We start from the raw sequence: 16,746 nt of genomic DNA, 5'->3' as shown, positions 1-16,746 counted from the left end.
TTACGCCTCTTCCTCTTCGCGAACGACAATGCGCAACTTGCTGAATGGCTTCAGGATGCGGGTCGACTTGCCGCGGCCACGAGTGTGGAAGCGCTTCATGGTAATCGACTTGCCCACTGAAGCCTCGGCAACGACAAGCGCGTCGACGTCGAGATTGTGGTTGTTTTCCGCATTGGCGATCGCAGATGCGAGCACTTTGCTGGCGTCTTTCGCCATCGCCTTCTTGGAGAAGGAGAGGATATTCATGGCCTCTTCGGCCTTCTTGCCGCGGATCAACGAAGCAACGAGGTTCAGCTTCTGCGCCGAACCACGGATCGTGGTACCGACTGCCAAAGCCTCGTTATCGCCAACACGGCGCGGTGATTTTGCCTTGCCCATTAGCGCTTACCCTTCTTGTCGGCAGCGTGACCCGGGAAGTTGCGCGTAGGAGCGAACTCGCCAAGCTTGTGGCCAACCATCTCTTCGGAAACAGAGACGGGGATGAACTTCTGCCCGTTGTAGACGTTGAACGTCAGACCAACGAACTGCGGGAGAATAGTCGAGCGACGCGACCAGGTCTTGATCGGCTTGTTGCTGCTCGCTTCCTGTGCGTCCTCCGCCTTCTTCAGAAGGCTGAGTTCGACAAACGGACCTTTCCAGACGGAACGTGCCATGTGTCCTTACCTCTTCTTCTTGGCGTGGCGCGAACGGATGATCATCTTGTCCGTCTGCTTGTTCTTGCGAGTGCGGGCACCCTTGGTCGGCTTACCCCATGGAGTAACCGGGTGACGACCACCACTGGTGCGGCCTTCACCACCACCGTGCGGGTGATCGACAGGGTTCTTTGCAACACCGCGGGTCAGCGGGCGCTTGCCCTTCCAGCGAGTGCGGCCAGCCTTCGCGAAGTTCTGGTTCTGATTGTCGGGGTTCGAAACCGCGCCAACCGTACCCATGCAATCCGCACGCAGGTAACGCTGCTCACCGCTGTTGAGGCGAACGATTACCATACCGCGGTCACGACCCACGATCTGAACGTATGCACCGGCAGAGCGAGCGATCTGACCACCCTTGCCTGGCTTCATCTCCACATTGTGGCAGATTGTGCCAACCGGCATCTGGCCCAGAAGCATCGCGTTACCCGGCTTCGTGTCGACCTTTTCACCCGCTACAACGGTGTCACCAACGGCAACACGCTGCGGACAGATGATATATGCCTGCTCACCGTCTTCATATTTCAGAAGTGCGATGAATGCGGTGCGGTTCGGGTCATACTCGATCCGCTCGACAGTCGCAGCAACGTCCCACTTACGACGCTTGAAGTCGATGAAGCGGTACTTCTGCTTGTGACCACCGCCGATGCCACGCGAAGTGACATGGCCTTTGTTGTTCCGGCCACCGGTCTTGCGCTTGCCTTCCGTGAGCGACTTGACCGGCTTGCCTTTGTACAGGCCAGACTTGTCGACAAGAATGAGGCCGCGGCGTGCGGGGCTCGTCGGATTATAGTTCTTGAGTGCCATCGTTCCTGCCCTCAGATACCGCTAGTGATGTCGATCATTTCGCCCTCAGCGAGGGTGACGACCGCTTTCTTCACGTCATTGCGCTTGTAGGGCTTGCCCCGCCAGCGCTTGGTCTTGCCTTTGACGTTGATGGTATTCACGTTCACAACTTTCTTGTCGTAGATCGCTTCCACCGCTTCCTTGATCTGCGGCTTCGTCGCATCACCAGCTACCTTGAAAACAACAGCGTTGTTCTCAGAAGCCATCGTTGACTTCTCGGTGATGTGCGGAGCCAGGATCACGTCATAGTGACGCGCATCGATTTCTTGCTTCTTAGCCATTGAAGCGCGCCTCCAGCTTTGCGACAGCGTCCTTGGTCAGGACGAGCGTGTCGTGGTTGAGAATGTCATAGACATTGGCACCCATCGCCGGGAGAACGTTGACGCCCGGCAGATTGCCAGCAGCTTTCTTGAAGCCCTCGTCTACGCTTTCGCCGTCAATCACCAGGACCTTGCCAGTGAAACCGGCTTTGTCGAAGTGACCCTTGAGCACCTTGGTCTTGGCGTCCTTGAGCGCGAGGCTGTCGACAACCACGAGGCCGTCTTTCGCCTTGCTCGAGAGAGCCATTTTGAGGCCAAGCGCGCGCATCTTCTTGTTGAGCGACTGCTCGAAGTCACGCTTGCGGGCGCCGTGAGCCTTACCACCGCCGATAAAGATCGGAGCGCCGCGGTCACCGTGACGTGCGCCACCCGAACCCTTTTGACGGCCGAACTTCTTGCCGGTGCGCGCAACGTCAGAACGCTCACGCGTCGGACGTGCTGTGGCACGACGGTTCTCAAGCTGCCAGGTAACAACGCGGTGCAGGATGTCTGCGCGCGGCTCTACGCCGAACACGTCCTTGCTCAACTCGATGTCACCCGACGCCTTGCCGTCGATCTTCTGGACCTTCACCTTCATGGCTTAGCCCTCCTTATTTTCGTCTGCGGAAGGCGCATCGCCTTCAGCTGCCGGGGTTTCAGCAGGCGCTTCAGCCGGAACCGACGCTTCCTCTGCTGCTACTGCGTCGACCTGCTGCTCTTCAGCTGCCGGAGCGTCCGCTTCGGGAGCCGGTGCATTGGTGTCGACAACTGCACCCGGGAACGGAAGATCTTCCGGCATGGCCAGCTTCACCGCGTCGCGCACGAGAAGCCATCCGTTCTTCGAACCAGGGACCGAACCCTTGACGAAGATCAGGCCGCGATCAGCGTCGGTGCGAACTACTTCGAGGTTCTGCTGCGTACGCTGACGGTCGCCCATGTGACCAGCCATCTTCTTGCCCTTGAACACGCGGCCTGGATCCTGACGGTTACCCGTCGAACCGTGCGAGCGGTGCGAGATCGAGACACCGTGTGTCGCGCGAAGACCACCGAAGCCCCAACGCTTCATCGCACCAGCAAAACCTTTACCTTGCGTGTGTCCGGTGATGTCGACCTTCTGGCCGGCAACAAAGTGATCTGCGCTGATAGTGGCACCAACCGGCACAAGACCGTCTTCGCCCTCAACACGGAATTCAGCCACGCGCTTCTTGAGACCAACTTCGGCCTTTGCGAAATGCTCGCGCTGCGGCTTTGCTACGTTTTTCTGTTTCGCTTCACCTGCACCCAACTGAACAGCAAAATAGCCATCCGTTTCAGCAGTGCGGTGTGAGACGACCTGACAATCTTCCAGCGACAGAACGGTCACAGGCACGTGACGTCCATCCTCCTGAAACAGGCGGGTCATCCCGACTTTCTTTGCGATCACGCCAGTGCGCATCGTCAAAACTCCTACACAGAGGCACAACGGGCCCATCCCGAGGTGCTTGCCAGCCCAAATTGTGATGCGTCGCCCCGTCCGGGCTGAGTGCCACCCGCGCCGCGTAGGCTTGGGAAGCTAGACGGGGGACGCAGACCCGAGCATGCTCGGCGGTATCCCAATGTCTTGCCGATTGTTGCCAATCAGCGGGGCCGTTGGAGCCCCGAAATCCTCTGGTCACTTAAGGTCCTACCAGACGGACCGATCAAAACAGGCTTTAGGCCAGTTTGATTTCGACGTTTACGCCAGCAGCCAGATCGAGCTTCATCAGCGCGTCAACAGTCTGGGCGTTAGGCTGCACGATGTCGAGCAACCGCTTGTAGGTGCGCACCTCGAACTGCTCGCGCGACTTCTTATCGATGTGCGGGCCGCGGTTCACGGTGAACTTCTCGATACGCGTCGGCATGGGAATGGGACCACGGATAAGTGCACCCGTACGACGTGCTGTTTCTGCGATCTCGCCAGTTGCCTGGTCAAGAACGCGGTGGTCGAACGCCTTAAGGCGAATACGGATATTCTGTGCTTCCATTACCTATACCAATGCGAAAGAGCCAAAGAGACGTTTCCGCCTCTCAAAACAAAAAAGGCCAGCCCTGCTTCTGTTCCCTTCCGCAGGCGACCTCATGAATTTCGTTACAACGGAAACGAATCTCCGTTGAAGTTGGCGCGCGTATATCGAGAGCGTAGGAGTCTGGCAACCCCGAAAGCCTGAAAAATACGTTCGCCAGTAAGACCTCTTAACCCCCATTGGCGGTAAAACAAGTCTTCCATAAATTGGGGCCCGGCTCGCGATTGCGATCCGGGCCCCGAATTAGTGACCTGTAGGTCTTACTTTGTGATCTTGGCTACAACGCCCGAACCAACTGTACGGCCGCCTTCGCGGATCGCGAAACGCAGACCTTCGTCCATAGCGATCGGAGCGATCAGCTTGACGTCGATAGTTACGTTGTCGCCCGGCATTACCATTTCGGTACCTTCAGGCAGGATCACTTCGCCAGTCACGTCAGTCGTACGGAAGTAGAACTGCGGACGGTAGTTTGCGAAGAATGGCGTGTGACGGCCACCTTCGTCCTTCGACAGAACGTAAACTTCTGCAGAGAACTCGGTGTGCGGGGTTACAGAACCCGGCTTTGCCAGAACCTGGCCACGCTCAACTTCATCACGGCCAACACCGCGGATCAGCGCGCCAATGTTGTCACCAGCTTCACCGCGATCAAGCAGCTTGCGGAACATTTCAACACCGGTAACGGTAGTCTTGGCGGTGTCCTTGATGCCAACGATTTCAACTTCGTCACCAACGTTTACAACGCCGGTTTCAACACGGCCGGTAACAACCGTACCACGACCCGAAATCGAGAACACGTCTTCGATCGGCATGAGGAAGTCTTTGTCGACCGGGCGGTCAGGCTGAGGGATGTAGCTGTCGACAGCGTCCATCAGTTCCTTAATCGAGTTTTCACCGATTTCAGGATCGCGGCCTTCAAGAGCAGCCAGAGCCGAACCCTTGACGATGGGGATTTCGTCACCGTCAAAGCCGTACTCGCTCAGCAGTTCGCGTACTTCCAGTTCAACGAGCTCGAGGATTTCCTCATCGTCAACCTGGTCAACCTTGTTCATGTATACAACCAGGGCAGGAACGCCGACCTGACGAGCAAGCAGGATGTGCTCACGAGTCTGTGGCATCGGGCCGTCAGCTGCGTTCACGACCAGGATCGCGCCGTCCATCTGCGCCGCGCCGGTGATCATGTTCTTAACATAGTCAGCGTGGCCCGGGCAGTCGACGTGTGCATAGTGACGGTTGTCGGTTTCATACTCAACGTGTGCGGTCGAGATGGTGATGCCGCGCTCACGCTCTTCAGGAGCCTTGTCGATGTTTGCGAAATCGACAGCAGAACCCAGAACCTTGGTGATCGCTGCAGTCAGCGTGGTCTTGCCGTGGTCAACGTGACCGATAGTGCCAACGTTGACGTGCGGCTTATTACGCTCAAACTTTTCTTTAGCCATTTGTCAAAAAACCTCTGTTTGAATTGAATCTCTGCGGGAGAGGACGGCACCCGCTGAATCAGGCGCCGCCCCTAGACTGTGTCGCTCGCTTACGCAAGCTTCTCCTTGACTTCCTGTGCAACGTTTGCCGGCACTTCGTCATAGTGGCTGAACTGCATCGTGTACTGGGCACGGCCCTGAGTGAACGAACGCAACTCGTTGACGTAACCGAACATGTTGGCAAGCGGTACGAAAGCTTCGACTGCCTGGGCATTGCCGCGGCTGTCTGTGCCCTGGATCTGCCCACGGCGGCTATTCAAGTCGCCGATTACGTCACCGAGGTAATCTTCCGGCGTTACCACTTCAACCTTCATGATCGGCTCAAGCAGCTTGATGCCGCCACGTTCAGCCGCTTCGCGCATTGCGCCACGGCCAGTGATCTCAAACGCCACAGTGCTTGAGTCAACGTCGTGGTATTTGCCGTCGATCAGGCGGATGGTGAAGTCGATGATCGGGAAGCCGACCAGGTAACCACTTTCAGCCTGTTCGCGCATACCCTTCTCAACAGACGGGATGTATTCACGCGGAATGTTACCGCCCTTGATCTCGTCCTCGAAGATGATGCCCTGGCCGCGCTCACCCGGAGTGACGACAACCTTGGCTTCACCGAACTGACCTGAACCACCCGACTGTTTCTTGTGGGTGTAAGTCACTTCGACTTCGCGAGCGAGCGATTCACGATAGGCCACCTGCGGCGCACCCACGTTAGCCTCCACCTTGAATTCGCGCTTCATGCGGTCAACGAGGATGTCGAGGTGAAGCTCGCCCATTCCCTTGATGATCGTCTGACCGCTTTCGTGATCAGTCGATACGCGGAATGATGGATCTTCAGCCGCCAGACGATTGAGCGCAACGCCCATCTTCTCCTGGTCAGCCTTCGTCTTCGGCTCGACTGAAAGCTCGATAACCGGGTCTGGGAATTCCATCCGCTCGAGAATGATCGGCTTCGATGGATCGCACAGCGTATCACCAGTCGTGGTTTCCTTCAGGCCTGCGATAGCCACGATGTCGCCCGCGAATGCTTCTTCGATGTCCTCACGATTATTGGAGTGCATCAGCAGCATACGACCGATTTTTTCCTTCTTGTCCTTCACGGAGTTCAGGACAGAACCCTTGCGAAGCTGACCCGAATAGATGCGGGTAAAGGTAAGCGAACCCACGAACGGGTCGTTCATGATCTTGAAGGCAAGCGCAGAGAACGGCTCGTCGTCTGATGACGGACGTGTCTCTTCGGTTTCGCTATCAGGCAGAACGCCCTTAATCGCTGGAACGTCGAGCGGCGACGGCATGTAGTCAACAACCGCGTCGAGCAGCGGCTGAACGCCTTTGTTCTTAAACGCAGATCCACACAGAACTGGAACGAATGCACGCTCCATCGTGCCTTTGCGGATAAGGCGCTTCAGCGTTGCCGCGTCAGGCTCATTGCCTTCAAGGTATGCTTCCATCACATCGTCGTCTTGCTCAACAGCAGTTTCAACGAGCTTTTCGCGGTACTCTGCTGCCTTATCAGCCAGATCAGCAGGAATCTCGACGAACTCATACTTCGCGCCCAGATCTTCGTTCTGCCACACGATGCCGCGCATGTTCACCAGGTCGACTACGCCCTGCAGGTCGCTTTCCGCACCGATCGGGAGGTAAAGCACCAGTGGCGTCGCACCAAGGCGATCAACGATCGACTGCACACAATAATAGAAGTCCGCACCGGTGCGATCCAACTTATTAATGAAGCACATTCTGGGTACGCCGTACTTGTCGGCCTGGCGCCAAACGGTCTCGGATTGCGGCTCAACACCTGCAACACCGTCAAACACAGCGACTGCACCATCGAGGACGCGGAGCGAACGTTCAACTTCAATTGTGAAGTCAACGTGGCCGGGAGTGTCGATGATGTTGATGCGATGCTTTGGCATATTTGCGCGCAAATCTTCCGGGGCCGAACGCGGATCCATTGTAGGATCTTCCGCGGTCCAGAAAGTGGTCGTCGCAGCAGACGTAATCGTGATGCCGCGCTCCTGCTCCTGCTCCATCCAGTCCATCGTCGCTGCACCATCGTGCACTTCGCCGATCTTGTAGGACTTGCCGGTGTAGTAAAGGATACGCTCGGTAGTCGTGGTTTTACCAGCATCGATGTGAGCCATGATGCCGATATTGCGGTAACGCTCTAGCGGATACTCGCGTGCCATTTTCAAATCTCCATGAGAGGCTCAGCCCCTCCAGTTAAGGTTACCAGCGGTAATGCGAGAACGCGCGGTTGGCGTCAGCCATACGGTGCGTATCTTCACGTTTCTTGACAGCATTGCCGCGGTTATTCGCAGCATCCATCAGCTCACCCGACAGGCGGGCCGCCATGGTGGTTTCCGGACGGCCGCGAGCCGCACCGATCAGCCAGCGGATCGCGAGTGCCTGAGCACGCTCGGGACGAACTTCAACCGGCACCTGATAAGTCGCACCACCAACACGGCGGCTGCGCACTTCAACCTGCGGCTTTACGTTGTTCAAAGCTTCGTGGAACAGCTGAACCGGATCAGCCTTAGCCTTAGCTTCGACTGTGTCCAGCGCACCATAAACAATCCGCTCAGCCGTGGACTTCTTACCGTCCAGCATCAGGTTGTTCATGAACTTCGACAGAACCTGATCACCAAACTTGGGATCGGGCAGGATAACCCGCTTTTCGGGTCTACGACGACGTGACATTTTCGTTTAACTCCTTTGGAGTGCGGGTCAGGCATCCGCCCGCCCCTTGCGGCACCGGCCCTCTCCCCCGCCCTTCCACCCGGAATTATATCCGTATGGGCAGAAGGGCGGAGGAGAAGACCGTCGCCGCGCCTAATCCTTACTTCGGACGCTTAGCGCCGTACTTCGAACGGCTCTGCTTGCGGTCCTTCACACCCTGCGTGTCGAGCACGCCGCGCAGCACGTGGTAACGCACACCGGGAAGGTCGCGCACACGGCCACCACGGATCAGGACAACACTGTGCTCTTGCAGGTTGTGACCTTCGCCCGGGATGTAGCTGATGACTTCACGCTGGTTGGTAAGGCGCACCTTGGCAACCTTGCGCAGTGCCGAGTTCGGCTTTTTCGGCGTCGTAGTGTAGACGCGCGTGCAAACACCGCGCTTCTGCGGGTTCTGCTCCATCGCAGGGACCTTTGACTTGGCCTTCTGCGGAGTGCGGCCCTTGCGGACCAGCTGGTTGATCGTTGGCATAAAATTCCCTTTGCCATTCGTGTGGCGTTTCCAACCTGCGGAATGAAGGGAATGCAGTGCCGTGGCTGAGTGCGTACGCCGCTGTTTTAGCGAGCCGCGAGAAATGCCACGAGACTGAAAACGCTCCACCCTTTGGCCAAAGCCGCCGGATTACTTTGCCGGTTGTCACTCAATGATGAGCAGCGAGCCCGCCAATGTTCAGCTCAATAATTCGTGTGCCGACGAGTCAGACCCGCCGAGAGACTGCGCGCCTTTAGCGGGGGAGGAGATGATGGTCAAGGGTATGCGTTGCTGGCAAAGCGCGCTTAGCGAAGGTCGCCCGCCAGAGCCGCGCTGGCTGATCGAAATGGATGCGGGCCAGCATGAGGGCGCGGACGCTTTCCACGGATAGGTATCCGGCCACCGCTGACTACATTTTCACCACAATTGGCGCGCCTCGCCACATCGGCGTTAACCCACAGGGGCCGCGGGATTGGCGGGACAGGGCAGCGGCGCGTTTACCGCGCGGCAAACTTTACAAACGCTTTGGTAACCTTGTCTTGGAACCTAATGGTCAGAGGTCCGCGTCAAAACGGGCCTCATGTACAGGAATGCTCTTTGCGCCGCCAAGCTGACAGGCGGGTTGCTGGCCGGGGTTGCCGCTTTGCCGGCCGCTGCGTCTGCGCCGCTGTCTGTTACTGTGCCCAGCGCAATGCCGCTGGCAGCGGTGGGCATTTCCCAAACCGCGTGCGCGCCGGTTTCAGCGCCAGCCTATCGCGCGCCGCTGACCGCGCAGGCGACCAAGTCTGCCGCGATTCTGGGCGGGCAGATGAGCGCGCTGGAACGTATGAAGATGGCGCAACGCGGTGAAAGCGTGCCGGCCGCCACTGTTACAGCTGTTACCGCCGCGCAGCCTGCGCAGGCGATCACGCCCGCCAATGCGCGTGCGTGTGAAGCGATTGGGGCGCGTCAATCGGGAAGCTTTGCGGTGATGCCGCAGGTTGTCCGCACGACTGGCCGGTTCCTGGGTACAGAGCGTGTTCGCATCGGGCGCACCCGCTTTGACGCATCGTGGGACCGGGTTTCTGACCGTAAGCTTTCGCGCCGCGATCTGCGCCGCGCGATTGGCCGTACTCCGGATGGACACGCTCAGCTGCTGTCCGAAGTGAACAGCTGGGTCAATCGCAACATCACCTATCGTGATGACCGCGCGCAATTTGGCTCAAGCGACTATTGGGCCGATGCGCGCGCTACGCTGCGCAGCCGTGCTGGCGATTGCGAGGACTATGCGATCCTCAAGATGCAGATGCTGGCCGCGGCCGGGATCGACCGTGAGGACATGATGCTGACGCTGGCGCGGGATACCATTGCACGCACCGATCATGCGGTACTTTTGGTGAAGTCGGGGGCAGAATGGGTCATGCTGGACATGGCCAGCGATCGGATCGCGCCTGCCGGCCTCAGCTATGGTTATCGCCCGGTCATGAGCTTTGCCGCGAATGAGCGTTTCCTGCACGGAGCCGCGGTTGAGCAGCGCCCGGTTGTTCGTTTCGTAATGAATTGAGTTTCCTGGGCGCCGCCGCGCCTGCGCGGAACTATCTCTCGGTCATCGCTTCGTTCAGCGCGCGGGTGACTGGCTTCATCAGATAGCTCAGCACGCTCTTAGACCCTGTGATGATCTCAACATCGCCGATCATGCCCGGAACGATTGGCAGACGCTGCCCGCCGCGCTCCAGGTATGAGCGATTGGTTTCAATCAATACGGTGTAATAGGTTTCGCGCTCGACTTCATCATAGACACTGTCCGCGCTCACCTGCAGCACCTCACCGGCCAACCCGCCATAAGTCGCAAAGTCATACGCGGTGATCTTCACATTGGCCGGGTCGCCGACCGCAATAAAGGCGATGTCCTTCGGGTCGATACGCGCTTCGACCAGCAGTTTTTCACCTACCGGCACGATCTGCATTATCTCTTCGCCTGCACCGACAAAGCCGCCGACCGTGGTGATCTGCACATTGTTGACGATACCGTCTGCCGGAGAGCGCAGCTCATTGCGATTACGACGCGCTTCGGCCCCGCGAATAGTCTCTTCATTCACAGCAATGCGCGTATTGATTTCCGATTGTTCGTTAAGCGCTTGCTGACGGAATTCATTGCGCGCGGCACTTAGATCTGCCTGCGCTTGGCTGATCGCAGCGCGCGCACGGCCGGCAGACTGACGTGCGGCCGACAAGCGGCCCTGCGTGTCGACCAGATCGCGTTCTGCCGTCAGCAATTCGGTGCGCGGCACGATCCCCTGTGCTGCCAGCGGGCGCAGCATATCAACCTGATCCTGTGCCAGCCGAACGCTGCTTTCGAGAGTAGAAACGGTTGATTGTGCTTCCGCCAGATCGCGTCGACGCTGCTCGACTGCTGAAGCCAGCGACTGTTCGCGGCTGCGCGCCGTTGCCAAGCGAACTTCCTGCAAACGCCGTTCCTGCGCGCACAACGAACCTTCTTCGCAGCCAATTTCGGACCCTGTCGCTTCGCCCTCAAGGCGGTTCGCGCGGGCGGCCAGACGCTCATTTTCCGTCTGCAACCGGCTGAGCTCGGAATCTGCAATGTCATCATCAAGCCGCACCAACAGCTGGCCCTGCTTCACGCTCTGCCCTGCCCGAACCAGAATTTCCTCGACCACGGCAGGTTCTGCCGGTTGCACCAATTGAGCCTTGGATGACGGAATGACTTTGCCCAACCCGCGCGTAACCTCTTCGGTTTGCGCGACAGCCGACCAGCCGATCAGGACGAACAGCGTCAATGCGCAAGCTGCAATCAGCTTACGATTGGGATCCCATTCGGAAACGATTTCAAACCATTTTTTCAACGGCTTGCCTCTTCATTGCTAACCACAGCAATCTCTGCCGGAACGGTGGTTTCGCCCTGCTGAACAACAGCATCTTCGTAAGAGCCCCCGATATTGACCGGATCGGGGATCGAGGGACGCCACGCCTTCGTGGTGTCAATACGTCCGCCTACATCATTGGGAGCATGGCGATCTGTCACATGCGGCGTCACGGTGAGTCCCGGGACGAATTCAGGTTCCGGCTCGACATCTGCCGCCAATAACCCGCGCATACGGTCCCAATCGATTGCGGGCACACTTTCGCGGCCAGCCCACCTACGGGTGAACGCACCGGAGCTTCCTGCGCTGCCAGGGAAACGATAGAAAATATGCGTGCCGATCTGCTCAATCTTCGCCAGCGTATATGCCCAGCGCGGGACTACATAGTCCGCGTGGTAATGCGTGGCTGTGCCGACCGAAGGTTCAGTCTCGCCAGCCAGCATTGCCTTCGCCACTGCTTCGCTTTCCCGCCATTGGCGCGAAAGCGGCTGACGGGTCAGTGCACCGTCGCAAGTAAAACTGAATTGGCAAACGGGCTGGTAAACACCTTCGTATACCACGCCACAGACCGATCCGGGATAGGCCGGATGCTTCATCCGGTTGATCACGACCTGAGCAACGGCGCGTTTGCCCTGCACCGGTTCATTGGCGGCTTCATAATACACCGCCTGTGTCATGCATTTAAGCGCGCTGGCATATTGCGGGCTGCCTTTTGCGATCTCGCTAAAGCTAGCGGCGCGAGCCAGCGGAAGCGCGCTCTCAGGGATCAGGGCATTGCGGGCCTGCGCCGTGTCGCCTTCAAGCAAAAGCTCTGCCTGCTCTCCCTTGTCGATTTTTTGAAGCGCCGCGACTTCGCTGGCGCGGATCGTAACGGCAGCCTCTGCGCGATCCGGATTGGGATTGCCAATGACAAACGCCAGCCCCACGCCAACTACGGCCGCAAATCCGCCCGCAATGGCGATCCTGCTAGGTGTTGCGCCGCCGCTATCACGCCAGGCCATGGCCCAAGAGGCAAGTCTATTGCTCATGTGGATTGACCCATGCCGCCCTGCCCTGCAGCGCGTTTGAGGATCTCTTCCTTGCTGCCATCAGCAACGACGCGGCCCTTGTCGAGAACAATGATCCGCTCGCACAATTCGAACAATGCAGGGCGATGCGTGGAAATCAGCAGTGTCTGGCCCGGTTTAAGTGATTTTTTCACCCGGTCGACAAACTGTCGCTCAGTCTGCGAATCCATGGCACCTGTCGGCTCGTCAAAGAACAGCAGCTCGCTGGGCGTTACAAAGGCACGCGCCAGTGCCAGAAAACTGCGTTGACCACCGGAAAGACGGCGCCCCTGTTCGCCAACGGCACGGTCATATCCGCTGTCGTCACGGGCCAGGAATTCATCTGCGCCGCTCATCCGCATGGCTTCGAACAGGCGTTCGTCATCCACCTCGGGCGCGCCGAGAGCGAGATTGTCCTTGATCGAACCGGTAAACAAAGTCGCGTCCTGCCCAACAAAGCGGAATTGAGAACGCAGATCTTGCGGGCGGAACTGGCGCGAGTCGACGCCATTTACCAAGAAAGCGCCTTCAGTTGGCTGATAAAGTCCGCAAATTAACCTTCCGAGAGTCGACTTTCCCGATGCGACACGCCCGATAAGGCAAATCCTTTCACCGGGATTGATTGTAAGGTTAATCCCGTCAAGCGCGGCAACCGGCGCTTCCGGATAGGCGAATCGCACATCTTCCAGCTTGAGAGTGGCATTTCGCACTGTGGCAGGCTGCATCGATGCGCCTTGCTTACGCTCATCGGGCACCTCGAACAGGTTATCGAGCGACTCCAGTGTCTCACGCGCCTGACGGGCTCGGGTTAGCAGAAAGGCAATCTGGCCCGCTGGTGCCAGTGAGCGCGAGGAAAGCATCACGATCGCGATGATCGCACCCATGGTGATGATGCCGGCGTCAAACAGGTAGTATCCGCCTACGATCAAGGAGATTGAACTGACCTGCTGAAATGTCTGGGCAAGGCCGACCGCAACCGAATTGATCTTCTTTAACCGTTGCTGTGAATGGCTGCCGATGTCCGCCAGATTGTACCAGCGCCCCATCATCGCCCGCTCGCCGGTCATGGATTTGAGCGTTTCCATACCCGCGACCGATTCCACCAGCAAAGTCTGCTGCAACCCGTGATCGGACTGCGCATCGCGCGCGGCATCGCTCACCTTTCTCTGCAGGAAGAAGCCCGCAGTCGCCATCAGTGCCATGGCGACAATCGGAACCAGCGCGAGCCATCCAGCGATATAGGCTATCACGCCAACGAACAGCACAAGGAATGTCATGTCGACGATCAGCACGATGGTGGTCGATGCAAAGAAATCGCGCACAGTGGCATACTCGCTCACGCGTGACGCCAACGCTCCGGTGCTGCCTTGCCGGGCAGCCAGGGGCAGCCCCATGACCCGCCCGAACAGTTTTTGAGAAAGCTTGATATCCAGCCTGCGGCCAATCTCGTCGATCACATTGGTTCGCGCAGTGCGCAGCGCAAATTCCATCGCAAAGGCCAGCAAAACACCAACGCCAAGCACCCATAGCGTGCTGACCGCACGGTTTGGAATGACGCGGTCGTAAACATTCATCGAGAACAACGGCAGCGCCAGCGCCAGCAAGTTGATGATCAGCGACGCGACCAGGACCGCCCGAAACGCCTTGCGTTCCTTGCGCAGTTCACCCCAGAACCAATGATGACGTGCCTTCTTGTGCCAGGGCGCCTCTTGTTCACGCAAACTGTCAGGGTCACCATAAACGCTCAGGAATTGTCCCGCGTACTCAGCCTGAACCTCGTCCCGCGCTAACCATCTGGCTTCACCATCACCCGGCGTCCAAAGCAGCAATTCGCCTTCGCGCGCTTCCTGTACAACTGCAACGCTGCCATCCTGCATCGTGACGAGCGCAGGGTACACACCGTCGCGGATCGGTAGTTTCTTGAAATCTTCGCGGTCAAAGTCGAGCCCGGCGAGCTCCACCGCGGCTTCCACCTGATGGAAAGGCAGACGGCCCGTTGCATCACGTGCCAGCGAGTCAAAAAGCAAAGGGGAAAAGGCCACGCCATAGCGGCGGGCCAATTCCCCAATGCATTGAATCAGCGGGTCACGCGCCTGCAGGGCGTCCTGGTTCCTGTTCTGCAGCACGAAAACCTCGCATTTGTTTCAACCAAACTCAGTTGGCGTAACGGCGATATTCGGTTTCCGCGTCCTTCGAAGGACCATACTCAAACCGATCACGCTCGTTCTTGCCCGCACCAGCCCCTGGCGCGATATTCATCGAGCTCAGGAGACGGTTTGTAGCCGCCAGAACCTGGTATTGCGCAAAAAGTTGAGAAAATCGTGAAGTTTCCAAACGAACTTGCGTATTATACCGCGTGTTCTGCGCATCAAGCACGTCCAGAAGCGAACGACGACCTACGTCAAACTGGCTGCGATAGCTCAGCAACAGATCATCGGTAACTTCCGACTGGCGAGCCAGTGCCCGGCCGATATTCTGCTGTGCTTCCAGCGCAGTCCACGCATTGGCGGCATCTTCTTCTGCCTGGCGGGTCCGCTCATGCAGGGCGTAGCGCGCCTGCGATGCACGGTGGACCATCTCTTGATAACGTGCCCGTTTCAGGCCGCCATCAGCAAGATTCCAGCGCATATATACGCGCGCCTGCAGATCATTTGTTTCGCCTGAGAAGCCGTCGATATCGTCACCGATTCGGCCACGGAAATCGACGCCGATCGTCGGGTAGTATTCACCCTTGGCGCTCATGATCAGGCCATGCGCGGCATCAACATCTGCCTGTGCTTCACGCACCAGCGGATTGTCAGTGCGCGCCATACCGATCGCCTGCTCACGCGAGCTGGGCAATGACGATGACATGTCGGCTGGCAAGGTGCCATTGTAGACAGTCAGGCCTGCCAGACGGCGAAGCGAGTTTTGTGCGACCGCGAAAGACTCTTTGGCCTCTTCTTCGCGTACAATAGCGGACTGCAAGCGCTCCTCAGCCTGCTGCAGATCGGCAACAGAAATCGATTCCTGCTCAACCCCTTGAGCAAGATCATTCACCAGAGCCTGGTGAAAGGCGCGGTTATCTTCACTCGCAGCCACGATGCGCTGCTGAAGCAGCATATCGAGATACTGGCGTGTGACCTGCAAAGCGATGAACTCTGACCGTTCAACAACACGCAGCGATGCACCATCCACGCGTGCAGCCTGACGCAGGACTTCACCGCGGCGGCGACCGAAATCGAACGCAGTCCAGTCAACGATACCCTGTGCTTCCACCGGATAAAGCTCGTTATCGGCAATGCCCAGATTTCGGCGCGTGTTGTTTTCCAGACGGCGGATACCAGCCGAAGCTTCGATATCTACAGTCGGATAATACAGCGACTGGGCCTGTTCGCGTTCGAACTGGATCGCCTCTGTATTGTACTGCGCCTGCATGATCTCAGGATTGGACATGATCGCAGCTTCAATCGCTTCCTGAAGCGAATAGTTACCGTCGCTGGTTTGTTGCGCCATGACCGCCGGCGATGCCGTGGCCAGCAGGGCGGCAGCAGCGAAGCCTGTAAGTGTCTTCTTCATTTTGCCCTCCCTTATCGGACGATTATTTCAACACGGCGGTTCTGCAGCTCACGCACACCGTCTTCTGTCGGTACGCGCGGCTCTTCTTCGCCACGGAATTCAACGGTTACGTTCGCACTCGGCACCGCCGGACGCAGCATGTCGGCAAAGTTGTTTGCGCGAGCTTCTGACAGGCGAAGGTTGTAATCATTGCCGCCGGACTTGTCGGCGTGGCCGACGACGGTCAGATCGCCCCAGTTACAAATCTCGTAGTTAGCCGCGACAAAATCTACCACCTGCTGCGCTTCGAGAGCCGGCGGAACCGGGTTATCCCATTCGAAGAACACCAGTGCCGGGTTTTCGCAAACCGGCGGCGGCGGTGGAGGTGGCGGCGGCGGAGGAGGAGCCGGCGGCTGCGGCACCAACTTCATCAGCTCATACGCACGCGCGCATTTGCCGATCGAAACCGGATCCTTTGTCTTCGATTTCAGATAGCCGAGCGCGATCCCGCACTGCGCCTTCGCTTCGTTAGCCCAGACATGGCGCGCATCATCGGCATTGATGATCGCCGGGTTCTTCGTGGCGGCCAGCGCCTCGTCAAACCGCATCGTGAGTTCACCGCGAAGCGTGTCACGATCCATTGCCATTAGCGTGTCAGCATCGCTGCTTTGCGCCATGGCCGCCTGGTGCGTGGCCATAGCCACCACCAAGGAAGCTCCTGTCGCCATCACCCTAGTCAACCGCAT

General features: G+C 58.2%; 18 protein-coding genes. 2 read left to right on the top strand and 16 right to left on the bottom strand.

Features of this window, described 5'->3' with window-relative positions:
• From rplV to rpsL, 11 genes are all read right to left on the bottom strand, one after another.
• Positions 1 to 378, bottom strand: a complete 378-nt coding sequence (rplV, locus tag A6F69_RS06500; RefSeq protein ID WP_067598866.1) for a 50S ribosomal protein L22 — start codon at positions 376 to 378, stop codon at positions 1 to 3.
• On the bottom strand, positions 378 to 653 hold the full coding sequence (rpsS, locus tag A6F69_RS06495; RefSeq protein WP_007164620.1) for a 30S ribosomal protein S19: 276 nt from the start codon (positions 651 to 653) through the stop codon (positions 378 to 380). Before rpsS ends, rplV begins: the two co-directional genes overlap by 1 nt.
• Positions 654 to 659: 6 nt before the next feature.
• Complete coding sequence (gene rplB / locus A6F69_RS06490) at positions 660 to 1,496, bottom strand: 50S ribosomal protein L2 (protein ID WP_067598863.1); 837 nt, start codon at positions 1,494 to 1,496, stop codon at positions 660 to 662.
• An 11-nt stretch (positions 1,497 to 1,507) separates the two neighbouring features.
• Positions 1,508 to 1,816 carry a 50S ribosomal protein L23 gene (locus A6F69_RS06485; RefSeq protein WP_067598861.1) on the bottom strand — a complete coding sequence of 103 codons (309 nt, stop codon included), beginning with the start codon at positions 1,814 to 1,816 and terminating at the stop codon, positions 1,508 to 1,510.
• The gene (gene rplD / locus A6F69_RS06480) at positions 1,809 to 2,432 is read right to left on the bottom strand and encodes a 50S ribosomal protein L4 (protein WP_067598859.1); all 624 of its coding nucleotides are present in this window, start codon (positions 2,430 to 2,432) and stop codon (positions 1,809 to 1,811) included. Before rplD ends, A6F69_RS06485 begins: the two co-directional genes overlap by 8 nt.
• Before the next feature lie 3 nt (positions 2,433 to 2,435).
• Positions 2,436 to 3,269 carry a 50S ribosomal protein L3 gene (rplC, locus tag A6F69_RS06475; protein WP_067598856.1) on the bottom strand — a complete coding sequence of 278 codons (834 nt, stop codon included), beginning with the start codon at positions 3,267 to 3,269 and terminating at the stop codon, positions 2,436 to 2,438.
• Positions 3,270 to 3,525: 256 nt separating this feature from the next.
• The gene (gene rpsJ / locus A6F69_RS06470; RefSeq protein WP_061924928.1) at positions 3,526 to 3,837 is read right to left on the bottom strand and encodes a 30S ribosomal protein S10; all 312 of its coding nucleotides are present in this window, start codon (positions 3,835 to 3,837) and stop codon (positions 3,526 to 3,528) included.
• Positions 3,838 to 4,136: 299 nt separating this feature from the next.
• Positions 4,137 to 5,312 (bottom strand): elongation factor Tu, encoded by a 1,176-nt coding sequence (gene tuf, locus A6F69_RS06465; protein WP_067598853.1) that lies wholly within the window; start codon positions 5,310 to 5,312, stop codon positions 4,137 to 4,139.
• Positions 5,313 to 5,401: 89 nt separating this feature from the next.
• Positions 5,402 to 7,534: an elongation factor G gene (gene fusA, locus A6F69_RS06460; RefSeq protein ID WP_067598850.1), complete on the bottom strand. Its 2,133-nt coding sequence runs from the start codon at positions 7,532 to 7,534 to the stop codon at positions 5,402 to 5,404.
• Between the two features lie 40 nt (positions 7,535 to 7,574).
• Complete coding sequence (gene rpsG / locus A6F69_RS06455; protein ID WP_067598848.1) at positions 7,575 to 8,045, bottom strand: 30S ribosomal protein S7; 471 nt, start codon at positions 8,043 to 8,045, stop codon at positions 7,575 to 7,577.
• 139 nt (positions 8,046 to 8,184) lie between these two features.
• Positions 8,185 to 8,556: a 30S ribosomal protein S12 gene (gene rpsL / locus A6F69_RS06450; protein WP_007164630.1), complete on the bottom strand. Its 372-nt coding sequence runs from the start codon at positions 8,554 to 8,556 to the stop codon at positions 8,185 to 8,187.
• 172 nt (positions 8,557 to 8,728) lie between these two features.
• Here rpsL and A6F69_RS06445 point away from each other — a divergent pair, with 172 nt between their 5' ends.
• Entirely contained in the window at positions 8,729 to 8,947 is a 219-nt protein-coding gene (locus A6F69_RS06445) for a hypothetical protein (protein ID WP_067598844.1), read from the top strand.
• Between the two features lie 189 nt (positions 8,948 to 9,136).
• Positions 9,137 to 10,099 carry a transglutaminase-like cysteine peptidase gene (locus A6F69_RS06440; protein ID WP_083984721.1) on the top strand — a complete coding sequence of 321 codons (963 nt, stop codon included), beginning with the start codon at positions 9,137 to 9,139 and terminating at the stop codon, positions 10,097 to 10,099.
• Between the two features lie 31 nt (positions 10,100 to 10,130).
• Here A6F69_RS06440 and A6F69_RS06435 read toward each other — a convergent pair whose 3' ends face one another.
• The 5 genes from A6F69_RS06435 to A6F69_RS06415 all read right to left on the bottom strand — a co-directional run bounded on the left by A6F69_RS06435 (position 10,131) and on the right by A6F69_RS06415 (position 16,746).
• Positions 10,131 to 11,399 (bottom strand): HlyD family type I secretion periplasmic adaptor subunit, encoded by a 1,269-nt coding sequence (locus A6F69_RS06435; RefSeq protein WP_067598841.1) that lies wholly within the window; start codon positions 11,397 to 11,399, stop codon positions 10,131 to 10,133.
• On the bottom strand, positions 11,396 to 12,418 hold the full coding sequence (locus A6F69_RS06430; RefSeq protein WP_067598838.1) for a cell wall hydrolase: 1,023 nt from the start codon (positions 12,416 to 12,418) through the stop codon (positions 11,396 to 11,398). Before A6F69_RS06430 ends, A6F69_RS06435 begins: the two co-directional genes overlap by 4 nt.
• A gap of 23 nt (positions 12,419 to 12,441) precedes the next feature.
• Entirely contained in the window at positions 12,442 to 14,505 is a 2,064-nt protein-coding gene (locus A6F69_RS06425; RefSeq protein WP_245638198.1) for a type I secretion system permease/ATPase, read from the bottom strand.
• Positions 14,506 to 14,617: 112 nt separating this feature from the next.
• The gene (locus A6F69_RS06420; RefSeq protein ID WP_067598835.1) at positions 14,618 to 16,021 is read right to left on the bottom strand and encodes a TolC family protein; all 1,404 of its coding nucleotides are present in this window, start codon (positions 16,019 to 16,021) and stop codon (positions 14,618 to 14,620) included.
• An 11-nt stretch (positions 16,022 to 16,032) separates the two neighbouring features.
• Positions 16,033 to 16,746 carry an OmpA family protein gene (locus tag A6F69_RS06415; RefSeq protein WP_083984719.1) on the bottom strand — a complete coding sequence of 238 codons (714 nt, stop codon included), beginning with the start codon at positions 16,744 to 16,746 and terminating at the stop codon, positions 16,033 to 16,035.

This window comes from Altererythrobacter ishigakiensis (assembly GCF_001663155.1).
Taxonomy (GTDB): domain Bacteria; phylum Pseudomonadota; class Alphaproteobacteria; order Sphingomonadales; family Sphingomonadaceae; genus Erythrobacter; species Erythrobacter ishigakiensis.
Note: the sequence above shows the minus strand (reverse complement) of the source record. Positions and strands in the feature narration are given on the sequence as shown.

Coding starts and splice junctions, on each gene's coding strand:
- rplV (WP_067598866.1), bottom strand. CDS start 378: ATGGGCAAGGCAAAATCACCGCGCCGTGTTGGCGATAACGAGGCTTTG.
- rpsS (WP_007164620.1), bottom strand. CDS start 653: ATGGCACGTTCCGTCTGGAAAGGTCCGTTTGTCGAACTCAGCCTTCTG.
- rplB (WP_067598863.1), bottom strand. CDS start 1,496: ATGGCACTCAAGAACTATAATCCGACGAGCCCCGCACGCCGCGGCCTC.
- A6F69_RS06485 (WP_067598861.1), bottom strand. CDS start 1,816: ATGGCTAAGAAGCAAGAAATCGATGCGCGTCACTATGACGTGATCCTG.
- rplD (WP_067598859.1), bottom strand. CDS start 2,432: ATGAAGGTGAAGGTCCAGAAGATCGACGGCAAGGCGTCGGGTGACATC.
- rplC (WP_067598856.1), bottom strand. CDS start 3,269: ATGCGCACTGGCGTGATCGCAAAGAAAGTCGGGATGACCCGCCTGTTT.
- rpsJ (WP_061924928.1), bottom strand. CDS start 3,837: ATGGAAGCACAGAATATCCGTATTCGCCTTAAGGCGTTCGACCACCGC.
- tuf (WP_067598853.1), bottom strand. CDS start 5,312: ATGGCTAAAGAAAAGTTTGAGCGTAATAAGCCGCACGTCAACGTTGGC.
- fusA (WP_067598850.1), bottom strand. CDS start 7,534: ATGGCACGCGAGTATCCGCTAGAGCGTTACCGCAATATCGGCATCATG.
- rpsG (WP_067598848.1), bottom strand. CDS start 8,045: ATGTCACGTCGTCGTAGACCCGAAAAGCGGGTTATCCTGCCCGATCCC.
- rpsL (WP_007164630.1), bottom strand. CDS start 8,556: ATGCCAACGATCAACCAGCTGGTCCGCAAGGGCCGCACTCCGCAGAAG.
- A6F69_RS06445 (WP_067598844.1), top strand. CDS start 8,729: ATGATGAGCAGCGAGCCCGCCAATGTTCAGCTCAATAATTCGTGTGCC.
- A6F69_RS06440 (WP_083984721.1), top strand. CDS start 9,137: ATGTACAGGAATGCTCTTTGCGCCGCCAAGCTGACAGGCGGGTTGCTG.
- A6F69_RS06430 (WP_067598838.1), bottom strand. CDS start 12,418: ATGGCCTGGCGTGATAGCGGCGGCGCAACACCTAGCAGGATCGCCATT.
- A6F69_RS06420 (WP_067598835.1), bottom strand. CDS start 16,021: ATGAAGAAGACACTTACAGGCTTCGCTGCTGCCGCCCTGCTGGCCACG.
- A6F69_RS06415 (WP_083984719.1), bottom strand. CDS start 16,746: ATGCGGTTGACTAGGGTGATGGCGACAGGAGCTTCCTTGGTGGTGGCT.